The organism is Silicimonas algicola (assembly GCF_003970735.1).
Classification (GTDB): domain Bacteria; phylum Pseudomonadota; class Alphaproteobacteria; order Rhodobacterales; family Rhodobacteraceae; genus Silicimonas; species Silicimonas algicola.
In genome coordinates this window covers 527,695-541,869 of sequence record NZ_CP034588.1, presented here as the reverse complement: position 1 = coordinate 541,869, position 14,175 = coordinate 527,695, and the positions used below count along the sequence as shown (strand labels likewise).

18 protein-coding genes are annotated in these 14,175 nt (G+C 65.9%); all 18 read left to right on the top strand.

Going from position 1 to position 14,175, the window contains the following annotated elements; all coding sequences use genetic code 11:
- The first annotated feature begins 134 nt into the window (after window positions 1-134).
- Window positions 135-1,631 carry a signal recognition particle protein gene (gene ffh / locus EF888_RS02700; RefSeq protein ID WP_109757331.1) on the top strand — a complete coding sequence of 499 codons (1,497 nt, stop codon included), beginning with the start codon at window positions 135-137 and terminating at the stop codon, window positions 1,629-1,631.
- A complete protein-coding gene (locus EF888_RS02695) occupies window positions 1,628-2,173 on the top strand; it encodes a GNAT family N-acetyltransferase (RefSeq protein ID WP_241239777.1) in 546 nt (181 codons plus the stop codon). Before ffh ends, EF888_RS02695 begins: the two co-directional genes overlap by 4 nt.
- Window positions 2,170-2,718, top strand: a complete 549-nt coding sequence (locus EF888_RS02690; protein ID WP_109757330.1) for a GNAT family N-acetyltransferase — start codon at window positions 2,170-2,172, stop codon at window positions 2,716-2,718. Before EF888_RS02695 ends, EF888_RS02690 begins: the two co-directional genes overlap by 4 nt.
- Window positions 2,715-3,290, top strand: coding sequence for a GNAT family N-acetyltransferase (locus tag EF888_RS02685; protein ID WP_109757329.1), 576 nt, complete (start codon window positions 2,715-2,717; stop codon window positions 3,288-3,290). The genes EF888_RS02690 and EF888_RS02685 overlap by 4 nt, the downstream gene beginning before the upstream one ends.
- A 79-nt stretch (window positions 3,291-3,369) precedes the next feature.
- A complete protein-coding gene (locus EF888_RS02680) occupies window positions 3,370-3,666 on the top strand; it encodes a chorismate mutase (RefSeq protein ID WP_109757328.1) in 297 nt (98 codons plus the stop codon).
- A gap of 19 nt (window positions 3,667-3,685) precedes the next feature.
- The gene (rpsP, locus tag EF888_RS02675; protein WP_109757327.1) at window positions 3,686-4,084 is read left to right on the top strand and encodes a 30S ribosomal protein S16; all 399 of its coding nucleotides are present in this window, start codon (window positions 3,686-3,688) and stop codon (window positions 4,082-4,084) included.
- A 123-nt stretch (window positions 4,085-4,207) separates the two neighbouring features.
- The gene (gene rimM, locus EF888_RS02670; protein WP_109757326.1) at window positions 4,208-4,714 is read left to right on the top strand and encodes a ribosome maturation factor RimM; all 507 of its coding nucleotides are present in this window, start codon (window positions 4,208-4,210) and stop codon (window positions 4,712-4,714) included.
- A gap of 100 nt (window positions 4,715-4,814) precedes the next feature.
- On the top strand, window positions 4,815-5,996 hold the full coding sequence (locus tag EF888_RS02665; protein ID WP_109757325.1) for an ABC transporter substrate-binding protein: 1,182 nt from the start codon (window positions 4,815-4,817) through the stop codon (window positions 5,994-5,996).
- Window positions 5,997-6,062: 66 nt separating this feature from the next.
- Window positions 6,063-6,851, top strand: a complete 789-nt coding sequence (locus tag EF888_RS02660) for an ABC transporter ATP-binding protein (RefSeq protein WP_109757324.1) — start codon at window positions 6,063-6,065, stop codon at window positions 6,849-6,851.
- Window positions 6,848-7,102, top strand: coding sequence for a hypothetical protein (locus EF888_RS02655; protein WP_109757323.1), 255 nt, complete (start codon window positions 6,848-6,850; stop codon window positions 7,100-7,102). The genes EF888_RS02660 and EF888_RS02655 overlap by 4 nt, the downstream gene beginning before the upstream one ends.
- Entirely contained in the window at window positions 7,099-7,812 is a 714-nt protein-coding gene (locus tag EF888_RS02650) for an ABC transporter ATP-binding protein (protein ID WP_109757921.1), read from the top strand. The genes EF888_RS02655 and EF888_RS02650 overlap by 4 nt, the downstream gene beginning before the upstream one ends.
- 242 nt (window positions 7,813-8,054) lie before the next feature.
- Window positions 8,055-8,333: a hypothetical protein gene (locus tag EF888_RS02645; RefSeq protein WP_164721557.1), complete on the top strand. Its 279-nt coding sequence runs from the start codon at window positions 8,055-8,057 to the stop codon at window positions 8,331-8,333.
- Between the two features lie 48 nt (window positions 8,334-8,381).
- Window positions 8,382-9,389 carry a branched-chain amino acid ABC transporter permease gene (locus tag EF888_RS02640; protein ID WP_109757321.1) on the top strand — a complete coding sequence of 336 codons (1,008 nt, stop codon included), beginning with the start codon at window positions 8,382-8,384 and terminating at the stop codon, window positions 9,387-9,389.
- Window positions 9,386-10,690 carry a branched-chain amino acid ABC transporter permease gene (locus EF888_RS02635; protein ID WP_109757320.1) on the top strand — a complete coding sequence of 435 codons (1,305 nt, stop codon included), beginning with the start codon at window positions 9,386-9,388 and terminating at the stop codon, window positions 10,688-10,690. The genes EF888_RS02640 and EF888_RS02635 overlap by 4 nt, the downstream gene beginning before the upstream one ends.
- Entirely contained in the window at window positions 10,687-11,286 is a 600-nt protein-coding gene (locus EF888_RS02630; protein ID WP_109757319.1) for a nucleotidyltransferase family protein, read from the top strand. Before EF888_RS02635 ends, EF888_RS02630 begins: the two co-directional genes overlap by 4 nt.
- 49 nt (window positions 11,287-11,335) lie before the next feature.
- A complete protein-coding gene (locus tag EF888_RS02625) occupies window positions 11,336-12,226 on the top strand; it encodes a PfkB family carbohydrate kinase (protein ID WP_109757920.1) in 891 nt (296 codons plus the stop codon).
- Window positions 12,223-13,158 (top strand): pseudouridine-5'-phosphate glycosidase, encoded by a 936-nt coding sequence (locus tag EF888_RS02620; RefSeq protein WP_109757318.1) that lies wholly within the window; start codon window positions 12,223-12,225, stop codon window positions 13,156-13,158. The genes EF888_RS02625 and EF888_RS02620 overlap by 4 nt, the downstream gene beginning before the upstream one ends.
- A gap of 57 nt (window positions 13,159-13,215) precedes the next feature.
- Window positions 13,216-13,935, top strand: a complete 720-nt coding sequence (locus EF888_RS02615) for a DUF502 domain-containing protein (RefSeq protein ID WP_109757317.1) — start codon at window positions 13,216-13,218, stop codon at window positions 13,933-13,935.
- Window positions 13,936-14,175 lie beyond the last annotated feature (240 nt).

Below are 14,175 nucleotides of genomic sequence, written 5' to 3'. Positions count from 1 at the left end.
AGACAGTCCTCCCGGTCCCGTGCTCCGCATGGGATCGCCCCCCACCAGCGCGTCGCGCCCGTGGGGGCGTTTGGCGTTTTGGCGGTCCGGACCTATCTCCGGGCCAGGGATCAACGAGGCAGAGGAGCCGAGCGATGTTCGAGAACCTGTCAGATCGCCTTTCAGGCGTCTTCGACCGGCTGACCAAACAGGGCGCGCTGTCCGACGACGACGTGAAGGCCGCACTTCGCGAGGTCCGCGTGGCGCTGCTCGAGGCCGACGTCTCGCTGCCCGTCGCCCGCGATTTCGTGGCCGCCGTGCAGGAAAAGGCGACCGGGCAGTCCGTCACCCGTTCCGTCACGCCGGGCCAGCAGGTCGTCAAGATCGTCCACGACGAACTGGTCCATATCCTCAAGGGCGACACCGACCCCGGCGTCCTCAAGATCGACAACCCGCCCGCCCCGATCCTGATGGTCGGCCTCCAGGGCTCGGGCAAGACGACGACGACGGCGAAGCTCGCCAAGCGGCTCAAGGACCGTGAGGGCAAGCGCGTCCTCATGGCCTCGCTCGACACCAACCGCCCCGCCGCGATGGAACAGCTTGCCATCCTCGGCGCGCAGATCGGCGTCGATACCCTCCCCATCGTCAAGGGCGAGGACCCGGTCCAGATCGCCCGCCGCGCCAAGACGCAGGCGTCGCTCGGCGGCTACGACGTCTACATGCTCGACACCGCGGGTCGGCTGCACATCGACGAGGAACTTATCGCCCAGGCCGCCGCCGTCCGCGACGTGGCCAACCCGCGCGAGACACTTCTCGTCGTCGACGGACTGACCGGCCAGGACGCGGTCAACGTCGCGACCGAATTCGACGACAAGATCGGCGTGACCGGCGTCGTGTTGACCCGGATGGACGGCGACGGGCGCGGCGGCGCGGCGCTGTCGATGCGCGCCATCACCGGCAAACCCATCCGCTTCGTCGGTCTGGGCGAGAAGATGGACGCCATCGAGACCTTCGAGCCCGAGCGCATCGCAGGCCGAATCCTCGGCATGGGCGACATCGTGGCCCTGGTCGAAAAGGCGCAGGAGACCTTCGAGGCCGAGCAGGCCGAGCGCATGATGAAGCGGTTCCAGAAGGGCCTCTTCAACATGAACGACCTGAAGGGTCAGCTCGACCAGATGCTGAAGATGGGCGGCATGGAGGGCATCATGGGAATGCTCCCCGGCATGGGCAAGATGAAGGCCCAGATGAACGAGTCCGGGTTCGACGACAAGATCCTGCGCCAGCAGATCGCCCTGATCGACTCGATGACCAAGAAGGAACGCGCCAACCCCCAGATCCTCCAGGCCAGCCGCAAGAAGCGGATCGCTGCCGGTGCCGGTATGGACGTCGCTGACCTGAACAAGCTTCTCAAGATGCACCGCCAGATGGCGGACATGATGAAGAAGGTCGGCAAGATGGGGAAGAAGGGCATGATGCGCCAACTCGGCGGCCTCATGGGCAAGGGCGGCGCAGGTGGCGGCGGCGGGATGCCGAGCCAGGCCGAGATCGAAGCGGCGCAGAAGCAGCTTGGTGGGATGCCCGGCGGCTTTCCCGGCCTCGGCGGCGGCGCGCAACTGCCTCCTGGCCTCGCAGGGTTCGGGAAGAAGAAGTGACCCCGCACCTGGCCGATACCCCTGTCCTCGAGACCGAGCGCCTGACGCTTCGTGCGCCTGTTCTGGCGGACGCCGACAACTTCGTCGCGTTCTACGGGTCCGAGCGCTCGACCCATGTGGGCGGTCCCTTGACGCCACGGGCGGCCTGGAACTTCTTCGCCACCGAACTTGGCCACTGGGCCCTCCGCGGCTTCGGCATGTTTTCGGCCGTTCCGAAGGGCAGCGAGACGGCGATAGCGATGGTCGGGCATTGGCAGCCCGTCGACTGGCCGGAACGCGAGGTCGGTTGGCTGGTTCTGGATCCGGACTGCGAGGGAAAGGGCATCGCGCACGAGGCCGCTCGGGCCTGCGTCGATCACGCCTATCGCGTCCTCGGCTGGGACACGGTCGTCAGCTACATCGACCCGCGCAATGCGCGATCCATCGCCCTGGCCCGGCGGCTGGGTGCGCAGCGCGACGACGACGCCACACCGCCCATGCGCCGCGAGGCCGATTTGCCCGCCGCGCTGGTGTTCCGTCATCCTGTTCCGGGTGCGGCATGAGCGTCGGCTTCCACATTCCCGAACTCGAAACCGAGCGTCTGCGTCTGCGGCTGCCGAAGGCGTCCGATCTCGACGCACATCTGGCCTTCCGTGCGTCCGACGGGGCGCGCATCGTCGGCGGTCCGTTCGACGCGGTCTCCAGCTTCCATCACCTCGAAAGCGTCGTCGGCCAGTGGCACCTGCGCGGCTACGGCCGCTGGATGGTCGCCGACCGCGCGACGGACGAGCCTTTCGGCATCGTCGGTCTCTATCATCCGCTCGACTGGCCCGAGCCTGAGATCGGCTGGACGGTCTACGAGGCTGCGGAAGGCCGCGGCATCGCGCGCGAAGCGGCCGAGGCGTCTCGCAGCTTTGCCTACGATGTGCTCGGCTGGACGCGTGTCGTCAGCCTGATCCGCCCCGACAACCTCAGGTCGGCCCGTCTGGCCGAACGAATGGGCTGTCGCAAGGACGGCACCCACGACCACGCGGAGTATGGGGTTCTCGACATCTGGGTCCATCTTGCTCCTGACGAGATCGGCTCCGGAAAGGGAGCGGCAGCATGACGGCCCGCCACCTCTCCGCCACCCCCGGCCCCGCCGAGGCGATCGCCGCGACGTTCGCGGCCTGCGTGCCGCACCTCGAGACCGAGCGGACACGCCTCCGCGCCCCGCGCCTCGAAGACTTCGACGCCTACCTCCGGATCGTGGGCTCCGAACGCGGCCGCCACATCGGCGGGCCGATGGACGACGAAGCCGCGTGGTTCGACTTCATATCGCTCTCGTCCTCCTGGATGCTCCACGGACACGGAGGCTGGTCGGTCGAGGAGCGCGCAACAGGCGACCTTCTGGGCTTCGTCCTCCTTGGCCTCGAACCCGGCGACCGGGACGTCGAACTCGGGTTCCTGTTCCTCGCGACCGCCGAGGGGCAGGGCTACGCCTTCGAGGCCGCCGTCGCCGTCCGGGACTGGGCCTTCCGCGAGCTTCGCCTCGCCTCGCTCGACAGCTACATCGCCACGACGAACGCTCGCTCGCTGGCCCTGGCGCGGCGCCTCGGCGCCGCCGACGAGACGCCCGCGGACTGGGACGACGCCGATGTCCGCGTCTTCCGTCACCGGAACCCCGGGGCGCGGACATGACCGAAATCCGCACCGACGCGATACCGACGCAATACCGACGTGATACCGACGGCCGTTTTCGCCCTTCGAGGACCCTTCCATGACCGACAACGCCACCCGCGCCGCCGAACTCCTGTCCGGCCACCGCGCCAGCATCGACCGGCTGGACGCGATCCTCGTCTACACGCTGGCCGAGCGCTTCAAGCACACGCAGGCGGTCGGACGGCTGAAGGCCGAGCACAAGCTGCCGGCCGCCGACAAGAACCGCGAAGCCCAGCAGATCGAACGTCTCGAGTGGCTCTCGAAGGAAGCGGACCTCGACCCGGAATTCGCCAAGAAATTCCTGAACTTCGTCATTCAGGAAGTCATCCAGCATCACCTTCAACATCAGAAATAGAAGAAGAGGAACACAGACCATGGCCATGAAAATACGCCTTGCCCGCGGCGGCTCGAAGAAGCGCCCGTTCTACCGCATCGTCGCCACCGACAGCCGGATGCCGCGCGACGGCCGCTTCCTCGAGAAGCTCGGCACCTACAACCCGCTCCTCCCGAAGGACTCCGAGGACCGCATCAAGATGGACGTCGAGCGCGTGAAGCATTGGCTGAGCGAAGGCGCCCAGCCGACCGATCGCGTCGCACGCTTCCTGGAAGCCGCTGGCGTTATTGAGAAAAAGACCCGCAGCAACCCCGACAAGGCGAAGCCGGGCAAGAAGGCGCAGGAGCGCGCCGACGAGCGAGCCAGCAAGGCCGCAGCCGCCGCCGAGGCATCCGCTGCCCCGGCAGAAGAAGCCGCAGCCGAGGAGACGGCGGAGTAATCCGCTCCCTTCGATGGCAGGCAATCTCATCCTTGGCTTCCGTGGCGGACGGGCGGCGGTCGCCCGCCCGTCGCGCCTTGCCCTTGGGACATTGACGCCCGACGAAGGGCGCGAGGCCACGAGATGAGCGAGACGGTTTGCGTGGGCGCGATAGCCGGCTCCTTCGGCGTTCGCGGCGAGGTGAGGCTCAAGAGCTTCTGCGCCGAGCCCGAGGCTATCGCGACCTATGGACCGCTGTCGTCCGAGGACGGCAAAGCGTCCTGGGCTGTCACCCTCGCCCGTCCCGTGAAGGGTGGCTTCGCGGCCAGGCTGACCGGCGTGACGACGAAAGAGGCGGCAGACACCCTGCGCGGTGTCCGTCTCTACGCCCCCCGAGACAGGCTTCCCGCCCTGCCGGACGACGAATTCTACCACGCCGACCTCATCGACCTTGCCGTGTTCGACACGGGCGGAGTCGAAATCGGCCGCGTGCGCGCCGTTCTGAACCACGGCGCGGGCGACCTTCTTGAGATCCAGGTACCCGGACAGAAGGCGCCCGTTCTTCTGCCGTTCACGCGCGAGGTGGTGCCGACCGTCGATCTGGGCGCCGGACGGCTGGTGGCCGATCCTCCGGAAGGCCTCATGGAATAGCGTTTGCCCCACTCGACTGCCTCAACGCCGGGCTTTTCAATCGAAATTCCCCGTTCTAGGCTGCCTGCCAGGACATGTGGTCCAACAGGGAGTTAACAATATGAAAAAGTTTCTTCTGGCTACGGCGGCGACAGCGCTCTGCGCGGGCGCGGCCCAGGCCGAGGACATAAAGCTGGGTATCATCCTCGGCTTCACGGGCCCGCTCGAATCCATCACGCCCGACATGGCGTCCGGCGCGGAACTTGCGATGAAGGAAGTGACTGACTCGGGCGCGCTGCTCGACGGGTCCACCGTTACGCCCATCCGCGCGGACTCGACCTGCATCGACGCCGCCGCCGCGACGTCCGCGGCCGAGCGGCTGATCACGTCGGACCGGGTCAGTGCGCTCGTCGGCGCAGACTGCTCCGGCGTCACCGGCGCGATCCTGTCGAACGTGGCCGTGCCGAACGGGATCGTGATGATCTCGCCCTCCGCTACCTCGCCGGGCCTCTCCACCGCCGAAGACAACGACCTGTTCTTCCGCACGGCGCCGTCCGATGCACGCCAGGGCCAGGTCATCAGCGACATTCTCACCGACCTCGGCTACAAGAGCGCTGCGGTGTCCTACGTCAACAACGACTACGGCAAGGGTCTGGCGGATGCTTTCGAGGCGTCCTTCAAGGAGGCTGGCGGCGAGATCACGATCAACGCCGCGCACGAGGACCAGAAGGCGGACTATGCGGCCGAGGTCGGCGCCCTTGCGGCTGCCGGCGGTGACATCCTCGTCGTCGCGGGCTATGTCGACGGCGGCGGTTCGGGCGTCACTCGCGCGGCCATCGACGCCGGCGCGTTCGACGTCTTCCACTTCCCGGACGGGATGACGGGTCAGGCTCTGGTCGACCGCTTCGGCGCCGAGCTCGACGGTTCGACCGCCGACGTTCCGGGCACCGACAGCCCCGGCTCGCAGATGTACATCGACATGGTCGGCGACAGCTTCAACCCGACCGGTCCGTTCTCGCCCGAAAGCTATGACGCGGCAGCACTCATCATGCTGGCGATGCAGGCCGCCGGGTCGTCGAACTCGGCCGACCTCAAGGCAAAGGTGATGGACGTCGCGAACGCTCCCGGAGAAGAGATCTTTCCGGGCGAACTTGCGAAGGGTCTTCAGATCCTCGCAGAGGGTGGCGACATCGATTACGTCGGGGCCTCTGCCGTCGAGCTGATCGGTCCGGGCGAAAGCGCCGGCAACTATCGCGAGATCAAGTACGAAGGCGGCAAGGAAGTCACCGCCCAGTATCGCTGACAACACGATCCGGCCCGGGGCAACGACCCCGGGCCGGGCACCATCGGGGCAGGACATGGGACGGGGATGATCCGGGTCGAGAACCTCCACAAGCACTTCGGCGGCTTCCATGCCGTGGACGGCGCGTCTCTGGAGATCGCACAGGGGTCCATCACCGGCCTGATCGGTCCGAACGGCGCGGGCAAGACCACCCTCTTCAATGTCATCGCGGGGCGGCTTCCGCCCACATCGGGGCGCGTCTTCATGGCAGGCGAGGACATCACCGGTCTGCCGCCGCACGATCTCTTTCATCGCGGACTTTTGCGCACCTTCCAGATCGCACACGAATTCTCGTCCATGACCGTCCGCGAGAATCTGATGATGGTTCCCGGGGGCCAGTCCGGCGAGACGATCTGGAACGCCTGGATCGGACGCCAACGCATCCTCGAGGAAGAGCGCGAACTACAGGCCAAGGCCGACGAGGTGCTGGAATTTCTGACCATCGACCATCTGAAGGACGAGAAGGCCGGCAACCTGTCCGGCGGACAGAAGAAGCTTCTGGAGCTTGGTCGGACCATGATGGTCGACGCGAAGATCGTCTTCCTCGACGAGGTCGGCGCAGGCGTGAACCGGACGCTTCTGAATACCATCGGCGACGCCATCGTGCGGCTGAATCGCGAGCGCGGATACACATTCTGCGTGATCGAACACGACATGGATTTCATCGCGCGCCTCTGCGATCCGGTCATTGTGATGGCCGAAGGTCGCGTCCTGGCGGAAGGCACCATCGACCAGATCAAGTCCAATGAGCAGGTCATCGAGGCCTATCTTGGCACCGGACTGAAGAACAAGGACGCGGCCGGGGTGTCCGCGTGACGGTCGCACGGGATCTTTTCCTGGTCTGGCACGGTGCAAATGCTGTCGACGTGACGCTCGACGAGCCGAACCATTCGCTCAAGCCCAATCTTCTCCTCATCCGAACGACGCGCACGCGCTCGAAGCTCTACCACTCGATCAAGCGACAGTTGCCGGACGGGACGGCTCTTCTGGTGGCACCGCTTGCGGATGCGCCGAAGTTCAAGGGCATGGCGCCGGGATCGCTCACATGGCTGGAGCGCGGCGCATGAGCCTCCCCTTCCTGATCGGAGAGCAGATGACGGGAGGGTATGGCCGGGGCGCCGACATCCTGCACGTCTGCACCATCGCCGTCGACGAGGGTCAGATCGCTGTGATCGTGGGACCGAACGGTGCCGGCAAGTCGACGGCGATGAAGGCGGTCTTCGGGATGCTGAACCTGCGCGAAGGCTCGGTGCGGCTGGATGGCGAGGACATAACTCATCTCAGCCCGCAGGACCGGGTCGCGAAAGGCATGGCCTTCGTGCCGCAGACGTCGAACATCTTCACGTCGATGACGGTCGAGGAGAACCTCGAGATGGGCGCCTTCCTTCGGCGCGATGATATTCGGGGCACGATGGCTCAGGTCTATGACCTGTTTCCGATCCTGAAGGAAAAGCGGCGTCAGGCGGCGGGAGAGCTTTCCGGCGGTCAGCGTCAGCAGGTCGCTGTCGGACGCGCGCTGATGACGCGTCCTCGTGTCCTGATGCTGGACGAACCGACGGCAGGGGTAAGCCCGATCGTCATGGACGAATTATTCGACCGCATCATCGAAGTGGCGCGGAGCGGGATCTCGATCCTCATGGTCGAGCAGAACGCGCGCCAGGCGCTCGCCATCGCGGACAAGGGATATGTGCTGGTGCAGGGGGCGAATGCCTTCACCGACACCGGCAAGGCACTTCTGGCGGACCCCGAGGTCCGCCAGTCGTTCCTGGGCGGCTGACGCCCGGGAGTCAGGGAGACCCGGGAGAACCCGGGCACGTCGAGCACCGGACCGGACCCAAAAGTGGCCGGCCGGACAATTGGGACCGCGGCACGGGACGGCCGCGCAAATTGGGAGTACGGACAATGCTGAATGCATTGGTTCTTATGCTTTTGACAGGGCCCTTACAGGCGGGGCAACCGGAGGCAATACAGTGCGAGTTTCCGGGCAATACCGATACCGAACAGGCAATCCTGGTCAGCGTGGCGCCACAGCCCTCGCTGCGGGATCGCCCCGGACTTTTCCGGGTGCAGATGGAGATGAACGGCGTCTATACGATGGCCGCCTCGGTCCAGCCGATCAGCGGTACCGACGAACGGGACGTGATGATCCGAACCAGTACCGGCGGTTCGACTCTTGCGATCGGATTGAGGGACGACGGGCGCGCAGCCCTGAGCCTGAAGGCATCGAGTGGCGATGCCACTCGGACGGGTGACTGCCGGGGCTATGACCGCTATCTGCGGAGATGGCTGAGGCTCTGACCGCGACAGGACGACAAGCGCGGGCCGGACCCGCGGACGAGGAGTGACATGGACCTGCTGAACGCGCTCGTCGCGCTTCTGAACTTCGTCATTGTGCCTGCCGTGGCCTACGGCAGCCAGCTTGCGCTCGGCGCCCTCGGGGTTACGCTGATCTATGGCATCCTGAGGTTCTCGAACTTTGCGCACGGCGACACCATGGCGTTCGGCGCCATGGCGACCATCCTCGTGACATGGTGGCTTCAGGGCCTGGGCGTATCGCTCGGGCCCCTGCCGACGGCCCTCCTGGCCCTGCCCTTCGGGATCGCGTTTACCGCGCTTCTGGTCCTGGTCACGGATCGACTGGTCTACAGGTTCTACAGGGAGCAAAAGGCGGCGCCCGTCATCCTCGTTATCGTCAGCATGGGCGTCATGTTCATCACGAACGGCCTCGTGCGCTTCATCATCGGCGTCGACGACCAACAGTTCGACGATGGCGCCCGCTTCCTCATCTCGGCCCGTGACTTCAAGGAGATGACAGGGCTACAGGAAGGTCTGGCGGTCAAGTCGACCGCGATGCTGACCGTCGTCGTCGCCATCATCGTGGTCGTCGCGCTGTTCTGGTTCCTGAACCGGACGCGGACCGGCAAGTCCATGCGTGCATTCTCCGACAACGAGGATCTCGCACTTCTGTCAGGTATCGACCCCGAGCGCGTCGTGAGAATCACCTGGATCATCGTCGCGGCGCTGGCCACTATCGCCGGCGCTCTCTACGGCCTCGACAAGGGCTTCAAGCCCTTCACCTATTTCCAGCTCTTGCTACCGATCTTCGCCGCCGCCATCGTGGGCGGCCTCGGCAGTCCTCTGGGAGCCATTGCCGGCGGGTTCGTCATCGCCTTTTCGGAAGTTACGATCACCTACGCCTGGAAGAAGGTCGTGGGGTACGTCGTGCCGTGGTGGGAGCCTGAAGGCCTCGTTCAACTGCTCTCGACGGACTACAAGTTCGCGGTGTCGTTTGCGATCCTCGTGATCGTGCTGCTGTTCCGCCCGACGGGTCTCTTCAAGGGGAAATCGGTATGAGCCTGACATCCCGCGATGCTCTTCTCTTCCTCGGCGTCTTCATCCTGATCGCGGCGACGGGAGTCACGCAAAGCTGGAACGTCGCGCTCGGCATCCTGAACATGGGCCTCGTCTCGGCGATCATGGCGCTTGGGGTCAACATGCAGTGGGGGTACGCCGGCCTCTTCAACGTCGGCATAATGGGCTTCGTGGCCTTGGGCGGGCTCGGCGCGGTTGTGGTGTCCATGCCCCCGGTCAACGAGGCCTGGGCGGCTGGAGGACTGCGGATCGTGGGAGGCCTCGCCCTCGGGCTTGCCACCATCGTCGCGGCGGCGCTCGCCTGGAAGAGATTGCCGGCAGGCGCGCTCCGCGCGCTGGTCATGGTCGCGATCCTGATTGCGGGCTTTTTCGTCTTCCGCGAGGTCTTCGACCCCGGCGTGGCGGCGGTCGAGTCGGTGAACCCGGCGTCGACCGGCTATCTGGGTGGGCTCGGGCTGCCTGTGCTGTTGGCCTGGCCTGTCGGCGCCCTGCTGGCTGCGGGTGCGGCCTGGGCCGTGGGCAAGACCGCGCTCGGCCTACGGTCGGACTACCTCGCCATCGCGACGCTCGGCATCGCCGAGATCATCATCGCGATGATGAAGAACGAAGACTGGCTGGCCCGCGGCGTGAAGAACGTCATCGGCATCCCTCGTCCCGTGCCCTACGAGATCAACCTTCAGCAGGATCCGTCCTTCGTCGAGAGGGTCAACGCCTGGGGCTTCGACCCGGTCACCGCCTCCTCGATCATGGTCAAGCTCCTCTATATGAGCCTCTTCCTTTCCGTCCTCCTGTTCCTCCTTTGGCTCGCACAGTCCGCGCTCCATTCGCCCTGGGGCCGGATGATGCGGGCGATCCGCGACAACGAGGTCGCGGCCGAGGCTATGGGCAAGGACGTCACTGCACGGCACCTGCAGGTCTTCGTCCTTGGTTCGGCGGTCTGCGGGCTTGCCGGCGCAATGATGGCGACGCTCGACGGCCAGCTGACACCCGGCACCTACCAACCCCTGCGCTTCACCTTCCTGATCTGGGTGATGGTCATCGTGGGCGGATCGGGCAACAACTTCGGCGCGGTCCTGGGCGGGCTTCTGATCTGGTATCTGTGGATCATGGTCGAACCCTTCGGCCTGATCCTCCTACAGGGTGTGACGGCGGGGATGGCCGACGGGTCGCCGCTCAAGGCGCATCTGATCGACAGCGCGGCGCACATGCGGCTTCTGACCATGGGCATCATCCTTCTGCTGGTCCTTCGGTTCAGTCCACGCGGCCTGATCCCGGAACGGTGAGCCCTCTCGTCGTCATACCTGCCGCGGGCGCCTCGGCACGGATGCGGGGCGGTGACAAGCTTCTGGAAACGATCGAGGGCGAGGCGCTGCTTCGCCGGCAGGCGGTTGCAGCGACGGCGACGGGATGCGCCGTGGCCGTGACGCTGCCGCCCGGCCCGTCGGCCCGCCGCGCCTGTCTTGGGGACGTCCCGGTGGCGATCGTCGATGTGCCCGACCACAAGGAAGGGATGTCTGCTTCGCTTCGGCGGGCGGCGGGGCTTCTCGTGGACGGACAGGCGCTGGCGGTGCTTCTACCTGACGTGCCAGGGATCGGCGCGGGAGAGCTGATCGAGGTTCTCCAACGCTTCAGGTCCTTCGACGGGGACCGCGTCGTTCGGGGCGGCACGGTTCTCGACGCTCGGCCGGGCACGCCTCTCTTCCTGCCGCACCGTGTCGCACGTCGGTTTCTTGACCTCGCGGGAGACGACGGAGGTCGCCAAGCGCTGGCGGGCGAGGCGGTTGAGTTCGTCCGCTTTCCCGACGACCGGGCCGTGCGCGATCTCGACACGCCAGAGGACTGGGCGGCGTGGCGTGCAGAGACAGGGATTGCCGAATGACGCCGAAGCACGCTTGCCTCGGTGCCGCCTTCGCGCCAAACCCGCGCACATGATGGGCGGCGAAATTCTTTGCATCGGTTCGGTCCTCTGGGACGTGATCGGACGATCCGGCGCCGTGATGCGGCTGGGCTCGGACGTTCCCGGCAGGATCACGCGGTTGCCGGGCGGCGTCGCGATGAACGTGGCGATGACGCTGCGCAGGTTCGGGATGCGGCCCCTGCTCCTGACTGCCGTCGGACGCGACGAAGCGGGGGACGAGTTGGTCGCCGCAGCCGAACGGCTGGGACTGGTGACGGACCACCTCTATCGCTCGGAGGATCTGCCCACGGACATCTACATGGCCGTCGAGGGCGCGAACGGCCTGATTGCGGCGATTGCGGACGCTCACTCGCTTGAGGCTGCCGGAGACAAGATCTTGCGCCCGCTTTCGGACGGACGACTGGGTTCGGCAGCAGAGCCATATACCGGACCGGTGGCGCTGGACGGCAACTTGACCGAGGCTCTACTGGCCGAGATTGCGGAAAGCCCCCTTTTCGCCCGTTGCGACCTGCGCGTCGCTCCCGCATCGCCCGGCAAGGCTGAACGGTTGCTGCCGCTTCTGCCGGTGCCGGCGGTGACGCTCTACGTCAATCTCGAGGAGGCGGGCCTTCTCTGTCACCGAAGCTTCGAGGACGCGCCCTCGGCGGCTTCAGGGCTTCTCGACAGGGGCGCGGCGCGGGCTCTGGTGACGGATGGAGGGCGCACCGCCGCGCTTGCCACATCCGACAGCGTTCTGACCGCGGAACCTCCGCAGGTCCTCGTCACGCGCGTGACGGGCGCCGGCGATACATTCATGGCCGCTCATATCGCCGCCGAGGCACGCGGTGAAACGGGAGAGACCGCGCTTGCCACGGCTCTGGCCGCCGCGGCCGCGCATGTCGCCGGAGATGTTGCCACATGACCGATTTCCTGGATATCGATCCCGAGGTTGCGCAAGCGCTGAAGGACAAACGACCGGTCGTCGCTCTCGAATCGACCATAATCACGCACGGAATGCCTTTCCCCCGCAACGTCGAGACCGCGCGCGCTGTAGAGACCGCTGTCCGGGATGCAGGGGCGGTGCCTGCCACGATCGCCATTCTCGACGGCGTTCTGAAGGTGGGTCTGGGTGACACCGATCTCGACCGCCTTGCGCAAGAGAAAGACGTGGCGAAGCTGTCCCGGGCGGACCTTGCCGCAGGTGTTGCCTCAGGGCGTCCCGGCGCCACGACGGTCGCCGCCACGATGATCGCGGCTCATCTTGCAGGCATCGAGGTTTTTGCGACGGGCGGTATCGGCGGTGTCCACATGGGCGCCGAGACGACGTTCGACATCTCGGCCGACTTGCGCGAACTGTCGATGACCCCCGTCGCGGTGATTGCCGCAGGTGCGAAGGCGATCCTCGACATCCCGAAGACGCTGGAGGTGCTCGAAACGCTCGGCGTCCCGGTCATCACCCTGGGCCAGGACGACTTTCCCGCCTTCTGGTCGCGCTCTTCAGGTCTGCCTTCGCCTTTGAGAATGGAGTCGGCCTTGGACGTCGCGCGGGCCATCGTCGCCCGTCGAACTCTCGGTTTGGCCGGCGGTCACCTGATCGCCAACCCCATCCCCGTCGATGCCGAGATCGCCGCCGCCGATCTGCAGCCGGTCATCGCGCAGGCAATGCGGGAAGCCGGCGACCGAAGGATTTCCGCGAAGGCGGTCACGCCCTTTCTCCTGCAGCGCATCTTCGAACTGACATCCGGCCGTTCGCTCGACGCGAACATTGCGCTTGTGCTGAACAACGCACGCTGCGCCGCCCGGATCGCTGCCGAGCTTGTCCGGCTCGACAGAAACGAAGGATTTCGACACTAGCCGTTGTGACAGACTGCGTCGCCGCCTAGGGTGGCCCGTACCATCTTGGACCGAGGCATGAGCAAGGGATTCGACGACGAGGTGACGCGCCGGCGCCGCACCATCTTCGGATGGCTGAGGAATTCGTTCCTCACGGGACTCGTCGTGATCGCTCCGATCGGTCTGACGCTCTGGCTGATCTGGACCATGGCGGGTTGGGTCGACAGTTGGGTCCTTCCCTTCGTTCCCGTCTGGCTGCGGCCGGACCAGTACGTCGGCCTGAACATCCGGGGCGTCGGAGTCTTCGTCTTCCTCATCTTCACGATCGTGATCGGGTGGATGGCGAAGGGCATCATCGGCAAGTCTCTCATCAGGTGGGCCGAAAGCCTGGTCCAGAACCTTCCCGTCGTGCGATCGGTCTACAAGGGTCTCAAGCAGATCGCCGAAACCGTCTTCGCCCAGTCCGAGACGTCGTTCGACAAGTGCTGCCTCGTGGAGTATCCGCGCCCGGGCATCTGGGCCATCGGCTTCATCTCCACCTCGGCAAAAGGCGAGATCCTGCGCCGACTGCCCAGTGAAGACGACGTGGCGACCGTCTTTCTGCCGACCACGCCAAACCCGACCTCGGGCTTCCTTCTCTTCGTGCCGCGGCGCGATCTGATCGAGCTCGACATGACGGTCGAGGATGCAGCGAAGCTCGTGATTTCCGCCGGTCTCGTCTACCCGGACAGCACCCTATCGAGGCCCACTCCGATCGGTGAAGTCCGACCGCCGGCGGCGCGCGCCGGGTCGTCCTGACCCATACCGAAGCATTCTTGCCGCATGTCGTAGCGGAAATGCCACGCTCCCCCGAGGTCTTGTAGCGCCAGCAGGAAACCGCTCTATACTTGCGCTTGGGGGCTGCTCATCCGCATTGTCATTCGATTGGCGTGCAGGCGCAGTCCTGTCCGGCAGCGCCTTGGCCTGTCACGCGATGCCGAAGCACCGGCTGCCCCGTCGGAGGCTTCAGGAAGCGCCCGTCTCAAGGGGCGAGCGTCG

Coding starts and splice junctions, on each gene's coding strand:
- ffh (WP_109757331.1), top strand. CDS start 135: ATGTTCGAGAACCTGTCAGATCGCCTTTCAGGCGTCTTCGACCGGCTG.
- EF888_RS02690 (WP_109757330.1), top strand. CDS start 2,170: ATGAGCGTCGGCTTCCACATTCCCGAACTCGAAACCGAGCGTCTGCGT.
- EF888_RS02685 (WP_109757329.1), top strand. CDS start 2,715: ATGACGGCCCGCCACCTCTCCGCCACCCCCGGCCCCGCCGAGGCGATC.
- EF888_RS02680 (WP_109757328.1), top strand. CDS start 3,370: ATGACCGACAACGCCACCCGCGCCGCCGAACTCCTGTCCGGCCACCGC.
- rpsP (WP_109757327.1), top strand. CDS start 3,686: ATGGCCATGAAAATACGCCTTGCCCGCGGCGGCTCGAAGAAGCGCCCG.
- rimM (WP_109757326.1), top strand. CDS start 4,208: ATGAGCGAGACGGTTTGCGTGGGCGCGATAGCCGGCTCCTTCGGCGTT.
- EF888_RS02665 (WP_109757325.1), top strand. CDS start 4,815: ATGAAAAAGTTTCTTCTGGCTACGGCGGCGACAGCGCTCTGCGCGGGC.
- EF888_RS02660 (WP_109757324.1), top strand. CDS start 6,063: ATGATCCGGGTCGAGAACCTCCACAAGCACTTCGGCGGCTTCCATGCC.
- EF888_RS02650 (WP_109757921.1), top strand. CDS start 7,099: ATGAGCCTCCCCTTCCTGATCGGAGAGCAGATGACGGGAGGGTATGGC.
- EF888_RS02640 (WP_109757321.1), top strand. CDS start 8,382: ATGGACCTGCTGAACGCGCTCGTCGCGCTTCTGAACTTCGTCATTGTG.
- EF888_RS02635 (WP_109757320.1), top strand. CDS start 9,386: ATGAGCCTGACATCCCGCGATGCTCTTCTCTTCCTCGGCGTCTTCATC.
- EF888_RS02625 (WP_109757920.1), top strand. CDS start 11,336: ATGATGGGCGGCGAAATTCTTTGCATCGGTTCGGTCCTCTGGGACGTG.
- EF888_RS02620 (WP_109757318.1), top strand. CDS start 12,223: ATGACCGATTTCCTGGATATCGATCCCGAGGTTGCGCAAGCGCTGAAG.
- EF888_RS02615 (WP_109757317.1), top strand. CDS start 13,216: ATGAGCAAGGGATTCGACGACGAGGTGACGCGCCGGCGCCGCACCATC.